At 69.4% G+C, this 21,114-nt stretch carries 22 protein-coding genes and 2 pseudogenes; 14 read left to right on the plus strand and 10 right to left on the minus strand.

Annotated elements, in window-relative coordinates; translation table 11 throughout:
* Window positions 1-560: 560 nt before the first annotated feature.
* Window positions 561-1,718 (minus strand): serine hydrolase domain-containing protein, encoded by a 1,158-nt coding sequence (locus tag HCN51_RS51335; RefSeq protein WP_346434108.1) that lies wholly within the window; start codon window positions 1,716-1,718, stop codon window positions 561-563.
* A gap of 309 nt (window positions 1,719-2,027) precedes the next feature.
* On the opposite strand from HCN51_RS51335, the gene HCN51_RS51340 reads away from it, so the two are divergent.
* Window positions 2,028-2,702: a helix-turn-helix domain-containing protein gene (locus HCN51_RS51340; RefSeq protein WP_240974116.1), complete on the plus strand. Its 675-nt coding sequence runs from the start codon at window positions 2,028-2,030 to the stop codon at window positions 2,700-2,702.
* A 297-nt stretch (window positions 2,703-2,999) separates the two neighbouring features.
* On the opposite strand, the gene HCN51_RS51345 is transcribed toward HCN51_RS51340, so the two are convergent.
* Window positions 3,000-4,022, minus strand: a complete 1,023-nt coding sequence (locus tag HCN51_RS51345; RefSeq protein WP_206068888.1) for an SDR family oxidoreductase — start codon at window positions 4,020-4,022, stop codon at window positions 3,000-3,002.
* Window positions 4,023-4,187: 165 nt separating this feature from the next.
* Between HCN51_RS51345 and HCN51_RS60785 the strand changes: the two genes are divergently transcribed.
* Window positions 4,188-5,369 carry a histidine kinase gene (locus tag HCN51_RS60785; RefSeq protein WP_206068889.1) on the plus strand — a complete coding sequence of 394 codons (1,182 nt, stop codon included), beginning with the start codon at window positions 4,188-4,190 and terminating at the stop codon, window positions 5,367-5,369.
* Window positions 5,366-6,049: a response regulator gene (locus HCN51_RS51355; RefSeq protein ID WP_168020399.1), complete on the plus strand. Its 684-nt coding sequence runs from the start codon at window positions 5,366-5,368 to the stop codon at window positions 6,047-6,049. Before HCN51_RS60785 ends, HCN51_RS51355 begins: the two co-directional genes overlap by 4 nt.
* 164 nt (window positions 6,050-6,213) lie before the next feature.
* Here HCN51_RS51355 and HCN51_RS51360 read toward each other — a convergent pair whose 3' ends face one another.
* Window positions 6,214-6,753 (minus strand): hypothetical protein, encoded by a 540-nt coding sequence (locus tag HCN51_RS51360; protein WP_168020401.1) that lies wholly within the window; start codon window positions 6,751-6,753, stop codon window positions 6,214-6,216.
* Between the two features lie 260 nt (window positions 6,754-7,013).
* Here HCN51_RS51360 and HCN51_RS63235 point away from each other — a divergent pair, with 260 nt between their 5' ends.
* Window positions 7,014-7,292, plus strand: a complete 279-nt coding sequence (locus HCN51_RS63235) for a cation diffusion facilitator family transporter (protein ID WP_428981583.1) — start codon at window positions 7,014-7,016, stop codon at window positions 7,290-7,292.
* A gap of 428 nt (window positions 7,293-7,720) precedes the next feature.
* Here the strand turns inward: HCN51_RS63235 and HCN51_RS51375 are convergent.
* Window positions 7,721-7,852: pseudogene (locus tag HCN51_RS51375) on the minus strand (transposase); the annotation flags it as partial.
* A 117-nt stretch (window positions 7,853-7,969) separates the two neighbouring features.
* Complete coding sequence (locus tag HCN51_RS51380) at window positions 7,970-8,632, minus strand: flavin reductase family protein (RefSeq protein ID WP_168020403.1); 663 nt, start codon at window positions 8,630-8,632, stop codon at window positions 7,970-7,972.
* Window positions 8,633-8,699: 67 nt separating this feature from the next.
* Between HCN51_RS51380 and HCN51_RS51385 the strand changes: the two genes are divergently transcribed.
* The 4 genes from HCN51_RS51385 to HCN51_RS51400 all read left to right on the plus strand — a co-directional run bounded on the left by HCN51_RS51385 (window position 8,700) and on the right by HCN51_RS51400 (window position 12,891).
* Window positions 8,700-9,452 (plus strand): ArsR/SmtB family transcription factor, encoded by a 753-nt coding sequence (locus tag HCN51_RS51385; protein ID WP_168020404.1) that lies wholly within the window; start codon window positions 8,700-8,702, stop codon window positions 9,450-9,452.
* 77 nt (window positions 9,453-9,529) lie between these two features.
* Window positions 9,530-9,772, plus strand: a complete 243-nt coding sequence (locus HCN51_RS58640) for a RidA family protein (RefSeq protein WP_206068891.1) — start codon at window positions 9,530-9,532, stop codon at window positions 9,770-9,772.
* 806 nt (window positions 9,773-10,578) lie between these two features.
* A complete protein-coding gene (locus tag HCN51_RS51395) occupies window positions 10,579-11,628 on the plus strand; it encodes an MBL fold metallo-hydrolase (protein ID WP_206068892.1) in 1,050 nt (349 codons plus the stop codon).
* 9 nt (window positions 11,629-11,637) lie between these two features.
* On the plus strand, window positions 11,638-12,891 hold the full coding sequence (locus HCN51_RS51400; protein ID WP_168020413.1) for a M24 family metallopeptidase: 1,254 nt from the start codon (window positions 11,638-11,640) through the stop codon (window positions 12,889-12,891).
* A gap of 322 nt (window positions 12,892-13,213) precedes the next feature.
* Here HCN51_RS51400 and HCN51_RS51405 read toward each other — a convergent pair whose 3' ends face one another.
* Window positions 13,214-13,552: a hypothetical protein gene (locus tag HCN51_RS51405; RefSeq protein WP_168020415.1), complete on the minus strand. Its 339-nt coding sequence runs from the start codon at window positions 13,550-13,552 to the stop codon at window positions 13,214-13,216.
* A gap of 337 nt (window positions 13,553-13,889) precedes the next feature.
* Here HCN51_RS51405 and HCN51_RS63240 point away from each other — a divergent pair.
* From HCN51_RS63240 to HCN51_RS51430, 6 genes and pseudogenes are all read left to right on the plus strand, one after another.
* Window positions 13,890-14,306: pseudogene (locus tag HCN51_RS63240) on the plus strand (LLM class flavin-dependent oxidoreductase); the annotation flags it as partial.
* 8 nt (window positions 14,307-14,314) lie between these two features.
* The gene (locus HCN51_RS60795) at window positions 14,315-14,806 is read left to right on the plus strand and encodes a hypothetical protein (RefSeq protein ID WP_240974117.1); all 492 of its coding nucleotides are present in this window, start codon (window positions 14,315-14,317) and stop codon (window positions 14,804-14,806) included.
* Window positions 14,803-15,507, plus strand: coding sequence for an alpha/beta fold hydrolase (locus tag HCN51_RS51415; RefSeq protein WP_168020417.1), 705 nt, complete (start codon window positions 14,803-14,805; stop codon window positions 15,505-15,507). Before HCN51_RS60795 ends, HCN51_RS51415 begins: the two co-directional genes overlap by 4 nt.
* 636 nt (window positions 15,508-16,143) lie before the next feature.
* Complete coding sequence (locus tag HCN51_RS51420) at window positions 16,144-17,097, plus strand: NADP-dependent oxidoreductase (RefSeq protein WP_168020419.1); 954 nt, start codon at window positions 16,144-16,146, stop codon at window positions 17,095-17,097.
* Window positions 17,098-17,437: 340 nt separating this feature from the next.
* Entirely contained in the window at window positions 17,438-18,082 is a 645-nt protein-coding gene (locus HCN51_RS51425) for a hypothetical protein (protein WP_168020421.1), read from the plus strand.
* A 347-nt stretch (window positions 18,083-18,429) separates the two neighbouring features.
* Complete coding sequence (locus tag HCN51_RS51430; protein WP_168020423.1) at window positions 18,430-18,837, plus strand: RidA family protein; 408 nt, start codon at window positions 18,430-18,432, stop codon at window positions 18,835-18,837.
* A gap of 243 nt (window positions 18,838-19,080) precedes the next feature.
* Here the strand turns inward: HCN51_RS51430 and HCN51_RS51435 are convergent, their stop codons facing one another.
* The 4 genes from HCN51_RS51435 to HCN51_RS51450 all read right to left on the minus strand — a co-directional run bounded on the left by HCN51_RS51435 (window position 19,081) and on the right by HCN51_RS51450 (window position 20,947).
* Complete coding sequence (locus HCN51_RS51435) at window positions 19,081-19,725, minus strand: hypothetical protein (protein ID WP_168020425.1); 645 nt, start codon at window positions 19,723-19,725, stop codon at window positions 19,081-19,083.
* A complete protein-coding gene (locus HCN51_RS62800; RefSeq protein WP_168020427.1) occupies window positions 19,722-20,066 on the minus strand; it encodes a sigma factor-like helix-turn-helix DNA-binding protein in 345 nt (114 codons plus the stop codon). Before HCN51_RS62800 ends, HCN51_RS51435 begins: the two co-directional genes overlap by 4 nt.
* A complete protein-coding gene (locus tag HCN51_RS51445) occupies window positions 20,029-20,256 on the minus strand; it encodes an RNA polymerase sigma factor (RefSeq protein ID WP_168020429.1) in 228 nt (75 codons plus the stop codon). The genes HCN51_RS62800 and HCN51_RS51445 overlap by 38 nt, the downstream gene beginning before the upstream one ends.
* 145 nt (window positions 20,257-20,401) lie before the next feature.
* Complete coding sequence (locus tag HCN51_RS51450) at window positions 20,402-20,947, minus strand: TetR/AcrR family transcriptional regulator (RefSeq protein WP_168020431.1); 546 nt, start codon at window positions 20,945-20,947, stop codon at window positions 20,402-20,404.
* Between the last annotated feature and the right edge of the window lie 167 nt (window positions 20,948-21,114).

The following is a 21,114-nucleotide window of genomic DNA, read 5'->3' on the forward strand; positions in this document are numbered from 1 at the left end:
CGATGGTCCCTCGGCGTCCGTACCCCACCGGTCCATCGGGAGATCATGAATCCGCTGGCGTACTGGGTCTGCGCAGGCCGTGCGGGGTGGTTGCTGCCGCATTGCCTACCGCTAGGTCTGCGAGCCGATCCAGTGACGGGCATCGGACAGAACCCTGCCGCCCTTGCGATGCGCTTGCCGCGTAGTCCACCTCGCCGATGACGCCCACCACACCAGGCGTCCGCGCCACCGTCTCCAGCACTTCCTGCACATCACCGATCTTCGGCTTGCCCGCGCTCCCGGCCACGGCGCCCGCGGCCATGGAGGTGCCAGGCAGCTCGGCCGCTATCCGGACGGTCCCCTCACCCGCCTGCCCATACCATCCTTCAGCAACATCAACGCCTGGTTCCGAGATCAAATCCTGAGCTCAGGGATCTGCCGACCGATTGTGCCTGCTCTGCTCGGCGTCCGCGCCTCTCGTGCCGGCCACGCCGCGCTCGACGAGCTCGGCGTGGCCTTTCACGCTGTCCCGGTGCACGACCGCAAAGGCGTCTACCTTCAGGTGTACGGGCCGGCCCCGTCTACCGAGTCGGCTCGGTCTCGTTGGCCGACTCGGTCTGCCCGTCGCAGAACACCTGCTTGAGCAGGTTGTCCCGCGCCTTCGGGAATGCCTCTGCCAGGTCGGGTGCGGCGTCGCCGTAGGTGATCGAGGCGGTCAGGGTTCTCTTGCCGTCGGGCGTGCTGTACAGCACCGACACGTAGCCTCCCGCGGTGCTGCCGTTGTGGTGGAGGACGGTGCCGCAGTTCGGGCCCAGGTCCTGCACGTATGTTCCGAGGCCGTAGCCGCCGAACGGGCCGGCGCTCTTCGGGTGCGTCTTGCGCATCTCGGCCAGCAGCTCGGCAGGCAGGAGCTTGCCGCTGTTCAGCGCGGAGAAAAACGTGGCCAGATCCTGGGTGGTCGAGATCATGTCACCGGCGGCGGCTGTCATGGAGGGGTTCTGGCGGGTGACGTCGATCACCTTCCACTGGCCGGCATCGTCTTGGTAGCGGAAGTAGCCGTGCGGGTGCGGCTGGGGGAGCTCCGGCGAGGCGCCCGGCAGCATCGTGCCGCGCAGCTTGAGCGGGGCCAGGATCCGCCGCTTCATCTCCTCGGCGATGGAGTGGCCGGTGACCTTCTCGATCAGCAGCTGGGCCAGCGTGTAGCCGGTGTTGGAGTAGCTCCATTTCTCGCCCGGCTCGAACTGTGCGGGCCTGGACAGGCCGAAGCGCACCAGTTCCTCCGGCTGGTAGGTCTTGAACCGGGCGTCCGCCCACTCCTTGCCCGTCGCGGGGATTCCCGGCTCGACCGACCCGTCAGAGCGGAACTCGCCGGTGTAGTTGTACAGCCCGCTGGTGTGCTGCAGCAGCATCCGCGCTGTGATCCGCCGGTCCAGCTTGAACTCGGGCAGGTAGTCGGCCACCGGGCCGTCCAGCTTGATCTTGCCGTCAGCCACCAGTTGCAGCACCAGGGTCGCGACGAAGGGCTTGGTGCTGCTGCCGATCCGGAAGTGCCCGTTCGCCGGCGGCTTCGCCTTCGTACCGAGCTTGCGCTGCCCGGCGCTGCCGGCCCACTCGCCCCGCTCATCGTTCACGCGCGCTTGCACGCCGAGGAAACCGGCATCGACGATCGCCTGGATGGCCTGCTGCAGGTCCGGGCGGTCCTGCCCGGCAGCGGCTTTCGGCACGGCCTTGCCGTCCACGGTGGCCAAGGCGGGTGCGGCCGCCCCGGTCAGCAGTGCGGCCGCCAGCACTGTGACCGCCACCGGCGACAGCACCCTCGGCGCCCGGCCTTCGTTGTCCCTGAACTTATGAGGGGATGCATTCATGACTGATCCTCATCTCGCGATAGTACGCATTTGGTGCACCTCGAAAGCTATGTTGCATTCCAAATTGCGTCAATCTCAATGTGAGCGTTTGACCAGTTGGACACGCAATAAATGGAGCAATGACGCTGTATCCGAAAGCAACAGCCTGTTGCAATGAATGGCGACTAACGCAACACTGATGACATGCCAGGACGACGATTGAGCCAGCAGGACCGTCAGCGCATCGCGGCCGGGCTCACCGCGGGGCTCTCCTATCGCGAGATCGCCAGGCGACTCGGCCGGCCGACTTCAACGATCGCCCGGGAGATCGCCCGCAACGGCGGGCCCACCGGCTACCGGCCCCAGCAGGCACACCAGGCGACCGCCCAGCGGGCCCGGCGCGGCACGCCGGCACCTTCGAACGCGGCCACACCACTGATCGCCGCCATGGAACAGGAGATCATCGAGATGGCGGTCAGAGCTGGGATGCCGAGGACGGCCGCACGCGTGCACCACGACCTGGCACTGTCCGAGGACGGCAGGCGCACCGCGGCCGAGCTGGCCCGCCGGCTGAACGTCAGCCCGGCCTCCGTCTCCATGGCCGTGAACTTCCTGCTCCAGCAGGGGTACGCCCGCCGCGAGCGCGATCCGCGGCGCCGGCGCGACATCTACGTGATCGACGACGGCGCCTGGTACCACGCCGTCGTGATCAGCAGGCAGCAGACCCTTGAGACGGTACGGGCCACGATGGCGGTGGCCGAGACCTACGGGCTCGACGGCCCCGTCGGGCAACGTCTGGCCAAGACAGCGACCTTTCTGGAACGCGTCAGCCTGGACATCATCGAGTCCGCCGACCGCTGGCGCCATCTCCTGACATGACAGAATGAGCGATCATGGCGGCACGGCGACCGGCGGCTGGCCGGCGAGGGTCGCCGACCCGCAGACGGATGTGCGTGCCGGGCACCCGGCCGAGCCCGCGCAGGTGCGGGCCTGAGATGCGGATGCGACGCATGCGCTCAGCGATCGGTTCGATCTGCGTCACCGTCCCGTGCCGGAACCCGTTCAGCGGCAACTCCCGTGCCGCCGGGGCCTCCGGCGAGTGTGAGCACGCTGGACGCCTTGACGCTGCGAAGCGCCAGCCGTCCTTCAGCATGTCGATGAGCGCAAGGCGGACGGTCAGCGGGAGGGGAAGCCGGGCGGCATGTTCATCGGGCCGCCGCCGAGCGGACCGCCGCCGACCAGGACGGTCGATCCGGCCATGTAGGCGAACTCGGCGCTCGCCAGCGACACCACCGACCTTGCGATTTCCTCCGGCGTGGCCATCCGGTGCGTGCCGGGGGCGTTCAACGGGCCCCAGGCCCGCTTGAACGCCTCCCAGATCGCGTCCGGCAGGGAGGCCGGGCGCACCAGCGCGGTGTCGGTCGTTCCGGGTGAGATGGCGTTGATCCGGATGCCCTTGGGGCCGTAGTCCATGGCGGCGGTCTCCACGATGCCCTTGATCGCCTGCTTGCTGGAGGTGTACGCCACACCGCCCGGGCGTCGGGACTCCGAGGCGGTGCAGATGATGACGCCGCCGTTCTCCAGCATGTGCGGCACCTCGTACTTGATCGACAGGAACACGCCTCTGGCGTTGGTGTGCTGGACGTCGGTCCAGTCGTCGAGGGTCATCTCGTGCAGGGGCGCCGTCTTGGTGATGCCGGCGTTGTTGAAGGCAATGTCCAGCCGTCCGAACGCGGCGGCCGTCTCGTCCACGAAGCGCCGCAACTGGTCGGGGTCGCGGACGTCGGCCTGCTGGTAGCGGGCGGTGCCACCTGCCTTGCGGATGTCCTGCTCGACCTGGCGGCCCAGCTCGGCGCGCCGCCCGCAGAAGCCCACCTTCGCGCCCTCGGCCGCGAACGCCCTGGCCGTGGCCTCCCCGATGCCGGAGGTGGCTCCGGTGATCAGGACGACCTTGCCGGCGAAGCGGCCGCGCGGCGAGGCCGGGAGCGGCGCGCTCGTCGGCGTGTCGGTCAGGTAGGGCGGGATCGCCACCGCACCGGCCAGGCCCACCGCGCCGGCCGCGGCGGCGGCGAGGCCGAAGAAGGCCCGCCGGCCGCGCCGCACCCCGGCCGACCGCTCTGGCACGCTGTCGTCTCGCGCCTTGTCGACCGGTACGTGGTCGTTCTGCACCTTGTCGACGGGCACCTTGTCGTCTTCCACGTTCTTGCCTTTCGGGAAGTGAGTCGAAATGATCGAGACTGACTGTCCCGTGTGGCCGAGGGCCGCCGCTTCCGCCAGGCGTCTCGGCTGCCCGGCCACAAGGAGGAGCCGTACAGGCCACATGGGGGAGCCGCCGCCACCGGGCGGCCGCCTACGATCGCCAACGTGATCACACGCTGGACGGGACACGTCTTCGACGACCAGGCGGCGACCGTGCGCCTGGCGGGGCTGTCGGTCCTGGCTCTGGGTGACCTTCAACTGCTGCATCGCCCGGACCGGCCGGCCGACTGGGCACTGGCGCTCGGCGGGCTCGCCGTCTGCCTGGCGGGCGCGCGCGTGCCGCTGGCCGCGGCCGCCGCACTGTCGTGGTTGCTCGTCGCGGGCGACGCGATCGGCACGAACGTGGGCGTCCCGCTCAAGGCGATGGTGGCGGTCGCGCTGTTCGAGCTGGCGTTGCGGGGGCGCGGACGGCGGGTGGCGTACGGGGCGGGAGTGTCGGCGTTCTTCCTGACCCTGCACGCCATGTCCGCGCCCGCGGCCGAGGTGCTGCCGACCCTCTACCGCCTGTCGATTCTGCTCGGCGTGCCGCTGCTGGTCGGTGCGTACGTGCGTCTCACCCGCGAGAACGCCCGCCAGGCGCGCGAACGGGCGGCGGCCGGCACTCTGGCCGCCCGCACCGCCGAACGCACCGCCATCGCCCGCGAGCTGCACGATCTGGTGGCGCACCACGTGTCGTCCATGGTGCTGCGGGTGGGCGTGGCCCGCCACGTGCTGCCGGACACCGACCCCCGGATCACGCAGGTGCTCGACGACCTGCACGCCTCGGGCGGCGCGGCGCTGGCGGACCTGCGGCGGCTGGTCGCGGTGCTGCGCGATCCCGCGCGGGTAGGCGACGCACCGTTCTTCTCGCTGGTCGACCAGGCGGCGCTGCCGCAGGCACTGCGGGAGACGGCGGCGCGGGTGCGAGCCACGGGACTCGGCGTAGAGTGCGAGATCGGCCCGCAGGTGGCGGAGCTGGACGCGGTGCGCGCGCTGACCGTGCTGCGGCTGGCGCAAGAGGGGCTGGCAAACGCGGCCAAGCACGCGGGGGAGCGGGCCGGCGTACGGATGACGGCGCGGGTGGAGGAGGACGTGGTCAAGCTGGAGATCGTGGACGACGGCGGCCGGCGGCCGGACGCCCGCCGCGTCCCGGGCGACGGACACGGGCTGGCCGGGATGGCCGAGCGGGCCGAATTGTTCGGCGGCCGGTTCGAGGCAGGGCCGTGGGGCCGGGGCTGGCGGCTGTACGCCGAACTGCCGCCCGCGACCGTCCGGCGCGCGTGCACGGAAGAGGAGGCGGCGGCGTGATCCGGGTGCTGCTGGCCGACGACCAGAAGCTCGTTCGCGTCGGCCTGCGCATGCTGTGCGAGTCGGATCCCGAGGTCGAAGTGGTCGGCGAGGCAGGCGACGGCCGGGAGGCGGTGCGGCTGGCGGCCGAGCGGCTGCCCGACGTCATCCTCATGGACCTGCGCATGCCGGGCGTGGACGGCATCACCGCCACCGAGCGGATCATGGCCGTCCGCCCGTCAAGCCGGATCGTGGCGCTGACCACGTTCGACGACGACGATCACCTGTATCCGGCGCTGGCCGCGGGCGCGTTCGGCTTCCTGGTGAAGGACACGCCGCCGGCCGCGCTGCTCGCCGCGCTGCGCCGCGCGATGGCCGGCGAGCCGCCCTTCAGCCAGGTCGTGCTGGAGCGGCTGGTCCGGCAGGCGGTACGAGCGCGTCGCGAGCCCCGAGCCGAGACGGCGCCCGAGCTGACCTGGTTGACCGGGTTGAGCCCGCGCGAGCGGGACGTGCTGGCCATGGTGGGGGAAGGGCTGTCCAACCGGAACATCGCCGATCGGCTGCACCTCGGGGTCTCGACGGTCAAGACGTATGTGGCGAGCCTCATGCGCAAGACCGGCACGGCCAACCGAATCCGGCTCGCCGTGCTGGCCGCACGACACTCAGACGTACGACGCCCGGAAGTCCGGCACGTTCCCTAGCTGGCGATACACCGGGCGGCACCGCCCACCTGCCGCCTCTACCGGACGGTAGCACGCGCACGCACGGCCCGGTACGGCTACCTGCTGGGCTCCGACGAGGTCACGGCTCTCACCTTCGGCGGCGCTCCGCGGGGGGAGGGGGGACGCTGTGGCCGTCCGCTACTTCAGCGTGGACGACACCACCTGCGGCTTTCCCGCACCGAGGAAGAAAATGCCGGAAAACCCCGTGTCGCGAACCCGGCGTTCGGATTGCGGCGCAACATGGACCGCTCGATGCGCAACGTGCCCGCGCGGTCGTTGCTGACGAAGAGGATCGCCCCGCTGCCCTCCCGCACCCGGTTGCCCTCGATGCGTGAGCCGACGATCCGCACGGTGAACCGGTTGCCGTCGGCGTAAATCGCGCCACCACTGCCGCAGTCCGGGTGCCAGCCGGGGACCGGGTTGGCGCCCCGGCCGACGGCCCGGTTGCCGGTCATGACACTGCCGGTCACCCACCGGGACACCCCGATGCTGCTCAGCGCGCCGCTGTTGGAACAGACCCCGCCCTCGAACGAGCTCCGTACGGCCCGCACGGGCCGGTCGTGGTACTGATCGAGCACGCGGATCGCGGCACCGCCCACGTCGGGACCGGTGGGGTCGCAGCGGTTGCGCGCGAACCGGGAGCGTTGACCTGCGGGAAGAGGCCAAGAACCGAAGATGACCATCGGTCCTTCTACAGCCTGACCCGGGCCGAGCTGACGGACTTGCTCGCCTCCGCCGAGCAACTGCTGGCCGCAACCGGCCGCGCCGTCGTGCTCTGCCCCCCACGAACACCGGGAGAAGGCTGCGCTGCGCGTCATGGCGATCTCGTTCTTCGCGCTGGCCGCCTACGTCACCGTCGACGCCGTGCCCGCCCTGCTGGGCGCCGGCGAAGCCCGAGCACTCCGCCCCCGGGCTGCTTATGGCCGCCCTGAGCCTCGCCATCATGCCGTTCCTGTCGCAGTCGCAGCGCCGCGCGGGCCGCGAGCTCGGCTCCGCCTCCGCGGTGGCCGACTCCAAGCAGACTCTGCTGTGCACCCGCCTGTCCGGCGTGCTGCTGGTCGGGCTGGCGCTCAACAGCCTGTTCGGCTGGTCCTGGGTCGACCCGATCGCCGCCCTGGTCATCGCCGCTGTCACGGTCAAGGAAGGCCGCGCAGCCTGGCGCGGGGACGCCTGCTGCCCACACCCACTCGCCCCCACTAGCGAGAGCGCCATGGCGAATTAGGAGGGCTGCGCCGACAGCTGCTGCCAGACCGGCACCCCGGCCACGATCGGCATCGACACGATGATCAGGAGCGATGCTGCCAGCGCTCAGGATGGAGACAGGCGCGATGAAGACCTCGATGGTGCGGCTGCTGGCCGACGCCCCGCCGAGCCAAGAAGGGCGGCGAACAGGCCATCATCGCCCGCCAGCACGCCCGCTTGACCGAGCTCATGGCCTGGGCCCGCACCCGCTCGCCCTACTACCGGCACCTGTACCGGGACCTCCCGGCTGCAGGGTAGACCTGGCCGACCTGCCCATCACCCGCAAGAGCGAGCTGATGGCCCCCTTCGATGTCTGGTCCTCGGTGACAAAACACCGACCAAGGCCATGAGAGGATGGCTTACACCAGCTCTGACCAGCTAGGTTGCATCCACCACTGGAAACTACCCGGGATCCAGCGGCCGGTTCTGCCACTCGGCCATCCCCTCCAGCACGTTGTCGGTGATGGCAGAGATGGTCTGCTTGGACACCTCGGCCCCACACACCTCGGCCGGGTGCGCGGAGATCTCGCCGATGGTCAGCGACGGTCAGCTGGAGGCGCGGCTACAGACCATGACTGCGGCCGCCCCGCACACGCCCAGCCCGCCACCCGCAGATCCAGCATCAAGCCCATCGTTCTCCGGTACGCATCAGGGACGTCATCGGACGGGTCCGGCCGTCTCCGAGCGAAAGTTGTGACCCAGCTCGGAGCCCGGCCCGAAGTAGTGCCGGAAATTGTAGATCAACGGACTCCACGCGGCCGGATCCACGTGATCGGTGCCGGGAACGACGATGGACCGCGCAGCATGCACCCTCAGCACGTGCGCCTCGACGATGAGGAACCTGCCGCCCGCGTCAGGCCGGACCCGTTCGGCGCGCGCCTCAAACTGCAGCGGACACTCGGCGACCCGCGGCGGCCTGACGAGGTCGGACGGCTCCGCCTGAAGGCCGGCCGCCTCGAACTTGGCGCTCTCATACCGGTAGCCCAGCTCCTGCTTCTCGGGCGGCACCGGATGACGGCCGGTGAGGCGGGCCAGCCGCTCGACGGCCTGCCACTGGTGAGGCGCCGGCAGGTTGATCACCACCTCGGGGCGGGCCATCAGGTTGCGCGCGGTCTGACCCGACGAAAGCAGCCCGAGCACCACCACCTGGCCCAGAGCCCAGGCGGACGACATCGGCGAGAGATTCGTGGTCGCATCGTCGTTCTCGGTGGCCAGCAGAGCGACCGGCGTCCCGAAGTAGAGAATGCTCGGCGCGATCACCACGTGCTCGTCCCTCGTTCCGGGGGTGCTGCCGATGCGGTCATATGCTTCTACGCTCATGGCCGGAAACGTATATGTCGAATATTTCGGTCATTCCCGAACTCTCGCCTTGAAAGGATGTGGCGTCATGAGCAGCCGTGACATGCCCGACGGTCATCCCGACGTCGCCGCGCTGGCCGCGTTGCTGGCCGATCGCAGCCGTGCGGCGTTCTGCCTCGCCCTGCTGGACGGGCACGCCTGGACGGTCACCGAGCTGGCCCGCTACGCGGACGTGGCCGTCTCGACGGCCACCGAACACCTCAACCTGCTCGTCGCGGGCGGGTTGCTCACCGAGGAACGCCGGGGACGCCACCGGTTCCTGCGCCTCGCAGGCGCCGACACCGCCGAACTGATCGAGAATCTCGCCGCACGTTCTCCCCGGCGTCCCACGCCCGTGCGCTCCCTGACCGACGCCAACCGCCGTCGCGCACTGGCCCACGCGCGGGTCTGCTACGACCACCTGGCCGGTGAGCTCGCCGTCGCCGTCGCCGACGGAATGACGGCGAGCGGGCTGCTCACCTGGCAGGACGACCCCAGGCTCACCAGCCGGGGCCTCGCCTGGCTGGTCGAGACCGGTATCGCGAAGGAGACGCCGCCTCCCGGCTGGCACCCGCACATCCGCACCTGCCTCGACTGGACTGAGCAACGCCTCCACCTGGCCGGAGCCCTCGGCGCGGCGCTGCACAGCCACATGATCACTGCCGGCTGGCTCGCCGAGACCGGGCCGAGCCGAATCATCACGCTCACCGAGGCCGGCCGCGCCGGTCTCCGCGACCACTTCGGCCTGCCCGCCGCGGTCCTCGCTCCCGCACAACAGTTGGAGCCGCACACCTTCCGCTGAGCGGCCGACCGGACCCTTGAGCGCCAATCGCGCCGGATTGGCTGGGACGTGTCCGGCGCGGGGCCAGGATGGCGGCCATGGAGATGATCGTGCACAACCCGTCCGCGGGCGTCTACGCCGCCACCAGCGACTTCGTCCACGCCATCGAGGTACGAGATCCGTCGCGGTTCCTGTTCGTGGCGGGGACGATGGGACTGGACCCGGCGGGTGTCCCGGGCGCCACGCTCGAAGAACAGCTCGAGCTCGTTTGGACGAACCTGCGGGCGATCCTCGCCGAAGCGGGCATGAGCGTGGACAACATCGTGCGGCTCACGAGCTAGCTGCGCGACCCCTCCTACGCCGAAGCCAACGCCGCGGCGAGAGTGGCGGCGTTGGGTGGACGACGGGTGTCCACGACGGCGATCGTGGCCCAGACACTCACCGCCGGCTGGCTGATAGAGATCGAGGTGGTGGCCGCGGCCTGAGCCCTCACCCCCCTCACGAGACGCCCAGTGCGCCAGCTTGTCACAACTACCTGCTCTCGTCCCCCGGACGCTCGCCGTCACCTTCGCGGCGGCCGTCGTGGGCGGTTTGCTCCCACGGCCGCAGCCATCCCGGCCTATGCCGCTCCTTCCCCGCGGAGCGGCGGCCGTACCGCGGTGGTGGCATTACTGGCACCCCGGGCAGTACCAGTTCACCATGCCGGCCAACATCACCCAGGCCACTATCTCACTAATAACCCTTGAGTTGCTTGAGGCTCTATAAGCCTCCTTAGCCCCTGGACCGGGTGTGTCCAGTCAGTGGCGTGCGCCGTGAGGCGCTGTGATTCGAGCGGAGGTGGGAGACCTTCGGGTTGCGTCCACGGGAGTGGTGTACGAGAGGAACCGACGTCGTAAAGTCCCTCCACTGGACGCCTGCTCGAACCTGGTGGATCTGGGCAGGACGCGGTGCGCACCCGCCGGTCGAGGGCTGGTGGGAACTCCTGGGCCGGTTTGCCATTGCCGGCAGGGAGGCCAGCGCGATCCAGATGCTCGCGGAGAAGGGTCGGCAGAGAAGCCGGGAACGCTTCATCGTCTGGGCTCGCTGTGCGCGGCAGAGCGCTGCTGGCGACCGGTTTCGAGCGGTCAGTGAAGGAGGCGAGCCAGGGATGTACGCCCTCTCCTTGAAAATAATCGATCGATCGATTATTTTTCAGGTGACGAGAGGATTCGAGATGTCGACGAAGATCCCCGAGAGGGAGAGCGCCGAGCGCCCAGCCGGTTACCAGGAGCCCAGTCTCAGCCCGACCGGACTCGAACACATTCCGCACACCTTCGCCCGCGGCGTGCACGCACTCATGGCGAACATGCCCCCGAAGGACAACAACGGCCTGATCGTCGGGTCACGGGCAGCGCTACTCATCGATGCCGGATTTACTCCCCAGGTCGCGCGTCGGCTGCAGGCGCAGGTGGCCGAGTTGAGCGATGTTCCACTCCGCTATCTGGTCAACACCACCTACCACGGAGATCACACCTTCGGAAACGCCTCCTATCCCGAGGAGGTGACGGTGGTCTCCTCCCGGGCCAACCGCGACAACATGACCGACCTGGCCAGGGAGAAGCAGATCCGCTCGGGTCACCTGCCCGGCGAGGAGGCGCTGCTGGACGAGGTGCGCAGCTGGCGACTGCCAGATGTGACCTTCGACGAGCGGGCCGAGATCGACCTGGGTGGGCGCATTGTCCAGCTGTGGCAGTTCGGCCCCGGTAACGGGCCGGGCGACACGGTGGTCTATGTGCCGGATGTCGGAGTCGCCTGGACGGGTAACTACATCACCCACGCGGGGGTGGCCCCGATGCTGCTGCAGGGCGGCCCCGAGCCGTACCTGCAGTCGCTGCGCAAGATGCGCCAGACGCTGCCCGGCCTTCGCACGGTGGTGCCGGGCCACGGGCCGATGGGCGATGGCCCTGCGGCCATCGACTTCCTCACCACGTACTTCTCCCGGCTTCTGGAGGAGATGGCCCAGCTACGCGACCTCGAGGTCGAGGAGGCCATCGCGGCTACCACCAACCCCTGGGATCAAGGACTGGACCCGAGCCTGTCGGCTGCTCTCGCCGCTTACGGCCTGCCAGCCGGCCGGGCCGAGAAAAGCATGCTGGAGATCTGCCGCAACCTGCACCGCCTCAACGCGCTGGCCACTTATCGCGCGTTGTACGGGTGAGAGGTCGACATGTTGAAAGAACCACCGAGGTATTCCATCGCCGAACGGGATCGCCGCTGGAACCTGGCGCGAGACCTGATGGACGACGAGGGCGTACAGGCGCTCGTGGTGTACGGCGAACATGAGATGGTCTACCCGGCCCCGTACGCGCCCGACACCTACTTCACCAATGACAGGCCCGGCGCCATTGTCGTCTTCCCCCGTGACGCTGACCCGATCGTCCTGGTCGGGACCCCCATGACGATCGGCGACCACATCGAAGCACAACGACGGGGCGAGGCGACCTGGATCACCCCGGGGAACATGCGGGTCGCCCGGCACCCGGAGGGCGTCGTCCAGGTGCTTCGGGAGCATGGGTTGGAGCAGGCCGCGATCGGCGTGCTCGGGATCGACCCGTGCCCGCCCTGGCACTTCGTCCCGATCATGCCACACGCCTACTGGGCCGCGATGACCGAGCACCTGCCGCACGCCACGTTCAAGGGGGTCTACCGGCCCTTCTACGCCCGGACCAGCGCACAATCGGCGGAGGAACTGGCCGTGCTGGCGTACGCGGCCGAAGCGGGCGAGGCCGTGGCGCACGCGATGCTCACTGTTGCCCGGCCCGGCGCCACGGACGCCGAAGTCTGTGCCGCCGGAACGGCCGAGGCCCTTCGGCGCGGCGTCATGATCGCGCCGATGATCATCAATTCCGGGCCCGGCACCATCTCCTGGGGCATGCCCGGCTGGTCGTACCGGCCGCAGGCTCCGCGGGTGCTGGCCGAGGGCGACATCGTGCTGGCCGAGGTCATGTGCTTCTACGGCATGAAGGAGACCCAGCACCAGGTCGCCATCGCGATCGGGGAAGTGCATCGCGACGCCGTGCGGGCCGCCACGGTGGCCCGCGCCTCGTACGAGGCCGGCCTGCAAGCCTTGCGGCCCGGCCGCAGGTTCGGTGAGGTCGTGGAGGCGATGCGGGCGCCCCTCGACGAGGCGGGCGGATGGAACGTTCATCCGCTGATCCATGCCCTCAATCCGTTCGGTCCTGTCTGCGGGTGGGGTGCCGGGATGCGGGCGCGGCCGGAAGCGGTCTCATACGGGCTGATCACCGAGGTGCCCACCATCGGAGCCGAGGTGCCGCTCGCGCCGGGCATGAGCTTCTCCCTCGAACCCAACTGCGTTGTCGGCGACCATACCGTCAACCTCGGCGGGACGGTCGTGGTCGGCGACCACGAGCCCGTCGAGCACAATCCGTTCACCGCACGGCTTCTCCAGACCGAGGGATGAACTCGGGCGGGCAGGTCGGTTCTGCGCCGCACGCCCGGCGGGGGCCTGTTCTGGCGCACCGCCGACAGCCGCAACCGCGTCCTCGGCGAGCACCCGGCGGGAGGCGAGGCGGCTGTGCCGAGTGTCGAGGGCGGATGCCTCCTGCTGGTAGGCAGACCCGTCGAGATGACGCTGTGATGGCGCTGTTCTTCTCCAAGTCGCGGCGCCTGGCGGCCAGCTCTGATGGTCGGTTGCGGTGGCGCTGACCCTGCCCGCGTGCCTGCTCGGGAATCGATCTCGCCTTCGCCGCCGCAGGGAGACGACGGTACTGCGCTCACGAAGACTACGAGCGCAGAGCGTCCGGCCGGTGATCGATGCGGCACCGCCCGCCGCGCAGGCCCGGTTCACAGAGGTACGCATGTCCGGCTTCCCGCTTGCCGGTGAAGCGTTCTGTGACGCGCGCGGGCAGGCGCCCGATGGTGGCGCTCTGGCTGATGGGACAGATGATCCGGCTGGACCCGTAGACATGGCTCGGCGACACCGTCCGAGCCGGTACGGGCGACCTCGCGCGGTGCAACGCCTGCTCGGCTTCCATGCCGCAAAGCCGATCCCGACGCAGGTCGCCCCGCTCGTCGATGTGCGTGCGGGCGTTTCCTGACCGCCCGGCATCGACCAGGCACATCACAGAGGTCTTTGGCTCACGGCACGCTTCTTACTGGCAGCCCCATCATGCGGCATAGCGTCGAGGTGCTTCCCTCTGTCGAGGGTGCTGGCGGCCGGCGCCACGGGCACCTCGCGGCCGCCCCAGTTCGCCATCGCGCCGCGCTCGGCAGGCGACATGGCCGTCGCCGTCACGGGCGAGGGTGGCGATCCCGCATCCTCCGCGAACCGCCTCTTCGCCCTGCTCGGCGCCTGAGCATCAGGCTTCCTCAACACAACTTCCTAAAATCAGACTTGCTACTTCAAAATCAGGAAGTCATTGCTTAGGATGGAGAACCGACAACGACAGGAGGGCACCCATGGCCCCACTGAAGGTCGGTCACCTGCTGCCGACCCGGGATCACGCGATACGCGGTGACCACGATCTGAAGCAGCTCATCGACCAGGCCCGCCAGGCCGAAGCCCTCAGTCTGGACTCGGTGTGGGCCGGCGATAGCCCACTGACCAGGCCCCGCGCCGACCCGCTGCTCCTCGTGTCCGGCGTGGCCGCCGCCACCACGCGGATCACGCTCGGCACCGCGGTCCTGCTTCCGGCGCTGCGCCATCCGATCCTTCTGGCGCACCAGCTCGCCACCCTCGACCGGCTCTGCGGCGGGCGGCTGATCGCCGGCATGGGCGGCGGGTTCCCCGACGCCGCCACCGAGGCCCAGTTCGCGGCGATCGGAGTCCCGTTCCAGCGGCGCATCGCCCTGATGGAGGAGTCGATCGGCGCGATGCGGCGCCTGTGGAGCGGCGAAGAGGTCTCTCTCGCCGGCCGCGACAGCAGCCCGGCTCCGCCACCGGTGCACCCGCCAGGCCCCCGATCCGGCCGGCGGGCGGCGACGAGGCCGCGCTGCGGGTGGCCGACGGCTGGCTGCCCTACCCACCCCAGGTGCGGACCTACGCCCACGAACAGGACAGCAGCCGGCAGAGTACAACGCGGCCCGTCACGCCCGCCCTGTACGCGACGCTCTGCCGGGACGAAGACTCCGGACGGGCGCGCGAGCGGCTGCGCGGGAGCATCGAGCGCTCCTACAACGCTCCGCTGGAGGCCGTCGAAGCCATCCAGGCCATGTTCGCCGGCCCGGCCCAGCAGGCCGCGGACTGGCTCACGTCCTGCATCGAAGCCGGCGCCCGCCACCTGGTGATCCGCCTGGCCGCCGACGACCATCGTGCGGCCCTGGAGGAGTTCGCCGGCACCGTTCTGCCGCTCTTGCACACGAAAGGAAAAGCATGACCACCTTCGTCCTCGTCCACGGTGCCTGGTACGGATCCTGGGCATGGGACGGCGTCACCCCACTCCTGCACGAAGCCGGAGTGCGGACGGTGACCCCGACCCTGACCCTGGAGGGTGACGCCGGTCTGGGCACCCACGTCCAGGAGGTCCTCGCCGCGCTGGACGACGTGGCGGCACGCGACGACGTGGTGCTGGTCGGGCACAGCTACGCCGGACTCGTCGTCCGCCAGGCGGCCGATCAGCGGCCCGGCCTGGTCAGCCACCTCATCATGATCGACGGCTGGGCCGGAGGCGACGGCGAGAGCCTGTTCAGCCTGGCCCCCGACGCCTTCGTCACCGCGATCAGCAGAAGCGCGCGCACCAGTGCCGATGGCCGTCACGTGCCTGCCCCGCAGCCGGAGCGCTTCGGCGTCACCGACCCCGAGCAGGCCCGCCTGCTGGCGCAGCGCTTGCGGCCCCAGCCGCTGCGTACCTTCACCGAGGCGACCCGGCTGAGCGGCGCCGTCAACCAGATCCCCGGAACCGCGATCTACTGCCGTCCGGTGACCTTTCCGTTCGACCAGTTCGGGAAGGCGGTCGGATATCGCACGCTGCCTTTGGACGGCCCGCACGACGCGATGAGCACCCACCCGAAGGAGGTGGCCCAGTTGCTGCTGGACGTCCACGCGTCGCAGGTCACCGGCGAGAAGGCCGGCCATTAGAACGATGACGTGGTGAGGCGGCCCACCACCAGTACTGCGCGGCCGCGCGCACGCTCGATCTCGTCGGAGACCGCTGGACCCTGCTGATCAGCGCGCTGCTGATGGCCCCAAACGCTGCCGCGCAGCCTGCGAGGCCTGGGGCCGCGTCAACAGGAGTCCTTCCAGCCCGGCTGAGCCGTGCTCGGGCTGCAGGCCGGCTTCGACGCCGAAGCGGCCGCGGACCGCGGACCGTCCACGAGTTCCGGGTGGAGAAGGAGGTCTTCCACGTCCGCGTCTCCGATGATGCGATCGAGACCGTGCACGGCCTCGCTCGCGCCGGTTTCATCGCCTGTTCCGGCTGCCGATTCGGAGAGAACGATGAGGCCCGGAGTGCCCCGGTGGGCCGTCACGAATAACGTTTCTCGTCAGGCGTGGAAATCACCCCTTCCCGCGTGCCCGAATCCGGGCCGGCATTCTGCTCCAAAGCACATGATCCCATGTAGAGGGGTCGAAACATGATCCCTCGATCTTACAAGATCCCATTATGCGGATATCTGGCGAAGGTTTCGTCAGCCAGACAGCAGTCGTCGTACAGATTCCGCCGGACATATCACTGTAATAGCGTCACAAGCTGAAATTCCGAACTTGAGGAGAAACATGCGTGCGGTGCAACAAAGCGAATGGGGCGGCCCCGAGGTGCTGGAGGTCGTCGACGTGCCGGTACCGAGGCCGGCCCCGACCGAGGTGCTGGTGAAGGTGGCCGCGGCGGGCATCAACCCGGTGGACGTCTACACCCGGATGGGCGTGGCCTACAACCGGGTGCTGAGCCTGCCCTTCGTCAACGGCTGGGACGTGGCGGGCGTCGTCGTCGACGTGGGCTACGGCGTCACCCGGTTCAAGGAGGGTGACCGGGTGTTCGGCATGCCGTGGTTCCCGCGGGAGGCGGGCGCGTACGCCGAGTACGTGACGGCGCCCTCGCGGCACCTGGCGCGGATGCCGGAGGGCATGTCGTTCACCGAGGCGGCCGCCCTGCCGCTGGCGGGCCTGACGGCGTGGCAGATGGCGGTCGACGTCGCCGGGGTCGGCCCGGGGCAGCGCGTGCTGGTGGGCGCCGCGGCCGGGGGAGTGGGACATCTGGCCGTGCAGGTCGCCAAGGCCCGCGGCGCCCATGTGATCGGTACGGCCAGCGCCGCCAAGCACGACTTCGTCCGCCGGATGGGCGCCGACGAGGTCGTCGACTACACCGCGGTGGACGTGACGAAGGCGGTGCGGGACGTCGACGTCGCCATCCAGATGTTCGGCGGCGACACCGGGCTCCAGACCTTGGAGTGCCTGCGCCGTGGCGGGCTGATGGTGAGCGGGCAGGGGGCCTGGACGCCCGGCATGACCGAGCGGGCCGCCGAACTGGGGGTGCGCGCCCTGGCCTACCTGGTGGAGCCGGACGCCGCCGGGCTGGAGTCGCTGACGCGGCTGTATCGCGAGGGCCGCCTCGCGGTGCACGTGGAGCGGGAGTTCCCGCTGGAGGAGGCGGCCGCGGCCCATGACCTGGTGGCCAAGGGGCGGACCACCGGCAAGGTCGTCCTTCAGGTGGCCGACCCCGAGGACAGGTGAGGACGGAGGGTCGGTGAGGCCGCCGCGACCTGGCAGGCAACGGTGACCGCGGCCATCGCCCATCTGTATCCGGCCGTTCCGGCGACGGCCCAGGGCGGCGGGAGCGCCGGCCCCGGCGAGCATGGTGGACAGGACGAGCCGGGCGGGCAGGACGAGCCGGCCGGACAGGTTGGCGTAGGCCGTGGTGCCGTAGCGCTCGGTCAGCGGATGCGGCCAGGCGATGATGTCGGCTCCGAGACCGAGCCGAACATCGGCACGGCGGCTTCACGATTTTTTTCTCCAGACAGCTATCCACGATCGGCGCACCACGCCGTCCGCAGGATTTCCGTACGGTGAAAATATGTTCTTCGAACCCCCGCCAGCTCACGAAGAATCGACTCGCCCGCCCAAACCTGGATGGCCGGCCTGGTCCGCTCCGCCGGCGGACGAGATGGGCGCGGTGATGGTCAGCGGACTGATACTGGCACGCACCTCGAATGTCGCCATCACCGTACCGACGATCCAGGCGTTCAGCACCGGCTGCCTGATCAACGTGGACATCGTCACCCGGCGGCAGAGTCTGTCCCCCGACGACTTCCAGGCCCTCCAACTATCCGTGTTCCCGCACCTGATCACCGGGGTGAAGGCCGGGCAGCCGTTACCGGACCAGCTGCTGCGCTTCGGCGTGCGCTTCGCCGATGGCGCCAAGGCCACTACCGTCGGACAACGTTTGGACAGAACACAACTCCCGCAGGATCCGCCACCGGGCCCGCAGTTGTCCTTGCTGCTCCCGGGCATGTCCATACGCAGCGGTGAGGAGGACGCAGGTGTCACGACCTGGGGGCTGTGGCTGTGGCCTTCGCCTCCCCCGCAGAGGTTCGAACTCGCTGTGGAGTGGCCCGTCGGCGGCATCGAGCTGAGTATGGTCGAACTCGACGGCGCGGCCATCGCGGCCGCCGCCCAGCAGGCGATCCTGTACTGGCCGGAATCCCCGCAGGACAGATAGAAACCCGACCGTGTTCGCTGCGGACGCGGGCTGCCGGCAAGGCTCTCATCCCGCTTCATCGTCGTCGTGAAGGGCGCGTTCATCCTTGACTTGAGTGGCCGCGAACAGGGCAGCACCACCGCGAAGCCGTAACACAGGACGCCGCACCCGATCGTCCGGGTGGCGGCCGGCGCGGCCACCAGGCGTCAGCCTCGGAGGAGGCCGGTCGCGTCGGTCGTCTGCACCGCTCCGGTCACCCCGAGGCCCGGTACCGGCGGCGGGTGATGGCGCATCCGTCACGTGACCGGCGACCGGCGGCGCTATAGTGCGGATCTTGTCCACGCTGAGGCGACAGAGGAGTCCCGTACATGGCCGTCACTCTGATCAATCCCGAAGGGCTGCCGCAGACCGAGGCCTACCGGCAGCTGTCGATCGCCACCGGATCGAGGCTGGTCTTCGTCGCCGGTCAGGTGGCCCGCGACGCCGACGGGAACAAGGTTGGGCAGGGCGACCTCGCCGCCCAGACCGAGCAGTGCTACCTCAACGTCGCCACCGCGCTGGCGGCGGCCGGAGGTTCCTTCGACGATGTGGCGAAGGTGACCATCTACGTCGTCGACTACACCCTCGGCAAGATGCCTCTGCTGGTGGAGGGGATCGGCCGGGCCGCCGGGAGGCTGGGCGTCACCCTGGCGCCGCCCGGCACGTTGGTGGGCGTCGCTGCCCTCGGTGAGCCCGACCTTCTCGTCGAGGTCGAGGCCGTCGCCGTCCTCGACTGAACGTGTGGACTCAGGCCTGCCTATGATCGAGGGGGTTCTGCCGGATCGGTTGTCTGCGTTGAGTCCTTCGGCGCCGTGCCGTTCGGCGAGCAGGCGGCAGGTGTCATGGTCGCGTGGACCGGCGACGCGTTGCGTCCGCTGAACACGTGTGGGCGAGCTGAGCACGGCCGGTCCGGTGGGGCTCGCAGCAACAAGCACACGGTGATCCTGCGCCTGCCGGTCACCTACGGTGCTCTCACCCCGTCAGTCCTGAGATCTGGGCGTAACGCGAAATCCGCCACCGGCCACGAGGCGGCAGGTTGCCACCGCCCCCATGGCCAGCCGGGCGTGGTCGAAGCTGTAGTGGGCCTGCGGGCCGCTGAAGTAGCCCACTTCGTAGACCAGCGTCTGGCCAGGCTTGATGCGCTCCGGGCGGAGCCGCATGAATCCACTCGCACCGTTGCGGGGAGGCTCGGACACCATCAGATATGGATCATGGGGTGCGTAGCGGGCTCGGGGTTCGGAGCAGTGCATGCCGGCGGGCAGGAAATCCACCACGGCGTTCACGCCGAGGGCCCGTAGCTTCTGCTCCAAACCCTTGGCGTCGTTGAACTCTCTGACGTAAATCTTGATGGAACCGTCCGTGTCGCGCTCCACCGCGTTCGCGCGAGGGCCGTCGGAGCCGATGATCGTCGGCCATCCGATGGTCATGGTGGCCACTGCGGCGCACACGCTCAGCGCCGTCGTCAGCCTCCAGTGGCGGCCGGGACGCGCAGGGCCGCGTGCGGGAGGGGTTGTGCCGATGATTGTCTCCAGGGTCGCCGCTCGCACCTGGGTATCGGCTGTCACGTTCCTGGCCGGGTCGTACTGTCCGACCATGGCCTTGAGCTGCTCAAGGTCGCCTTTCACATGAGCTCCTTCAGATAGCCGCGGGTCGCTGTGGCCTGACCGTCGTCCGTGAGCAGCCGGTTTAGCCGTTTCCGGGCACGATGGAGCCGCATTCTGGCAGTCGGCCACGAGCAGCCGAGCGCCTTTGCGGCTTGGTGAAGATCGAGCCCTTCCCATGCCAGGAGAAGCACGAGCTCCCGATCGTCCTCACGCAGATCGTCGAGTGCCGCCAATGCGGCGTGGCGGGCGGTCACGACGCTCGCATGGTCGCTCTCGTCACCAGGCCGGAGGAGTCCTTCTGCGGCCAGTGCGGCGACCAGGCCGTCACGCCGTATGCCGCTCCTGATGTGGTTCGCGACCACGTGGCGGGCCGTGGTGGAGAGCCAGGGTAAGGGATGGTTGAGGGACTCGGTCGTACTTCTCCCAGGCGATACGGAACGTTTCGGCGGCAATGTCGGGTGCGTCCGCGGCCCCGACCCGCCGCCACGCATATCGCAGCACCGCCTCGTAACCTTCCTCGAACAGGCCAGTGAAGCCGTTCTGGTCGCTCAAACTCCGCCTCCTATCGGGCAGCGCGAGGCCGCCCTGCCTACTCGATAGGTGTCGCGGCGAGGCCGGATGTCACCCCGAGCCCTTCAATGTTGCTTGTGCTCCACTCAGAGGCCGGAGCTCGCGGATGCCGGCGAGAGGCACAGTTCTAGGATTCCTCCCGCAAGGGGAGAGTGGCGAGCTCGATGAGGTCCTCGGGGCTGGCGGACGCCAGAGCTTCGAGCCGCAGCACATGGTGCACCACGGCGAAACCGAAAACGCAGGCCTGCACTACGGCGGTCCGCAGCGGAGCAGAGGCGTCACCGAAGATGCCGGGAACCGCTTCCAGCAACTCCTCCTCCGAGCACACACCCATCAACAGGATGCGCATGGCCTGGGCCCTGGCGGGATCCTCCCACAGCTCCGCGAGCCACAGGGCGGCGAGCGCGCCATCATCGGTGAAGGTATGCCCGCGCAGCACCTCCCACGCCGGCCGGACCACGGCGCGGAACAGATCGGTCTTGTCGCCGAAGTAGTAGAGAAGCAACGCGGGATCCACGCCGGCCCGGCGCGCGATCTCGCGTATCGAGGTGGCGGCGAAGCCGCGCTCGGCGAAGCTCTGCCGCGCCGCTTCCAGGATCTCGTCGAGAGCGGGCTTGGACACCGCCGCCCGTCTGCCGCGGGGCCTCGGGGGCGGCTGCTTCTTGTCGTTCATGTGGGGCCATCCGTCCTCAGCCGTGCCCTGATCGGATGCTAACGGCGTGCCGGGGGAGCGGTGTATCTGTCGTTTGACTGGTCGTGGCTCGGGAGCGGCGTAAGGGCTGGGCGCAGGGGGCGGGCGCGGCGTACTATCCGAACCGTCCCGTTCGGTTCGGTTCGAGG

This window comes from Nonomuraea composti, assembly GCF_012034275.1.
GTDB classification, from domain to species: Bacteria; Actinomycetota; Actinomycetes; order Streptosporangiales; family Streptosporangiaceae; genus Nonomuraea; species Nonomuraea composti.

Excerpts from the sequence above, each read along its gene's own strand:
- HCN51_RS51340 (WP_240974116.1), top strand. The coding sequence starts at position 2,028 with ATGCCAGGACGACGATTGAGCCAGCAGGACCGTCAGCGCATCGCGGCC.
- HCN51_RS51420 (WP_168020419.1), top strand. The coding sequence starts at position 16,144 with ATGCGTGCGGTGCAACAAAGCGAATGGGGCGGCCCCGAGGTGCTGGAG.
- HCN51_RS63235 (WP_428981583.1), top strand. The coding sequence starts at position 7,014 with ATGCCGTTCCTGTCGCAGTCGCAGCGCCGCGCGGGCCGCGAGCTCGGC.
- HCN51_RS51395 (WP_206068892.1), top strand. The coding sequence starts at position 10,579 with ATGTACGCCCTCTCCTTGAAAATAATCGATCGATCGATTATTTTTCAG.
- HCN51_RS51425 (WP_168020421.1), top strand. The coding sequence starts at position 17,438 with ATGTTCTTCGAACCCCCGCCAGCTCACGAAGAATCGACTCGCCCGCCC.
- HCN51_RS51430 (WP_168020423.1), top strand. The coding sequence starts at position 18,430 with ATGGCCGTCACTCTGATCAATCCCGAAGGGCTGCCGCAGACCGAGGCC.
- HCN51_RS51400 (WP_168020413.1), top strand. The coding sequence starts at position 11,638 with ATGTTGAAAGAACCACCGAGGTATTCCATCGCCGAACGGGATCGCCGC.
- HCN51_RS51415 (WP_168020417.1), top strand. The coding sequence starts at position 14,803 with ATGACCACCTTCGTCCTCGTCCACGGTGCCTGGTACGGATCCTGGGCA.
- HCN51_RS51385 (WP_168020404.1), top strand. The coding sequence starts at position 8,700 with ATGAGCAGCCGTGACATGCCCGACGGTCATCCCGACGTCGCCGCGCTG.
- HCN51_RS51450 (WP_168020431.1), bottom strand. The coding sequence starts at position 20,947 with ATGAACGACAAGAAGCAGCCGCCCCCGAGGCCCCGCGGCAGACGGGCG.
- HCN51_RS51405 (WP_168020415.1), bottom strand. The coding sequence starts at position 13,552 with ATGTGCCTGGTCGATGCCGGGCGGTCAGGAAACGCCCGCACGCACATC.
- HCN51_RS51380 (WP_168020403.1), bottom strand. The coding sequence starts at position 8,632 with ATGAGCGTAGAAGCATATGACCGCATCGGCAGCACCCCCGGAACGAGG.
- HCN51_RS58640 (WP_206068891.1), top strand. The coding sequence starts at position 9,530 with ATGGAGATGATCGTGCACAACCCGTCCGCGGGCGTCTACGCCGCCACC.
- HCN51_RS51360 (WP_168020401.1), bottom strand. The coding sequence starts at position 6,753 with ATGGTCATCTTCGGTTCTTGGCCTCTTCCCGCAGGTCAACGCTCCCGG.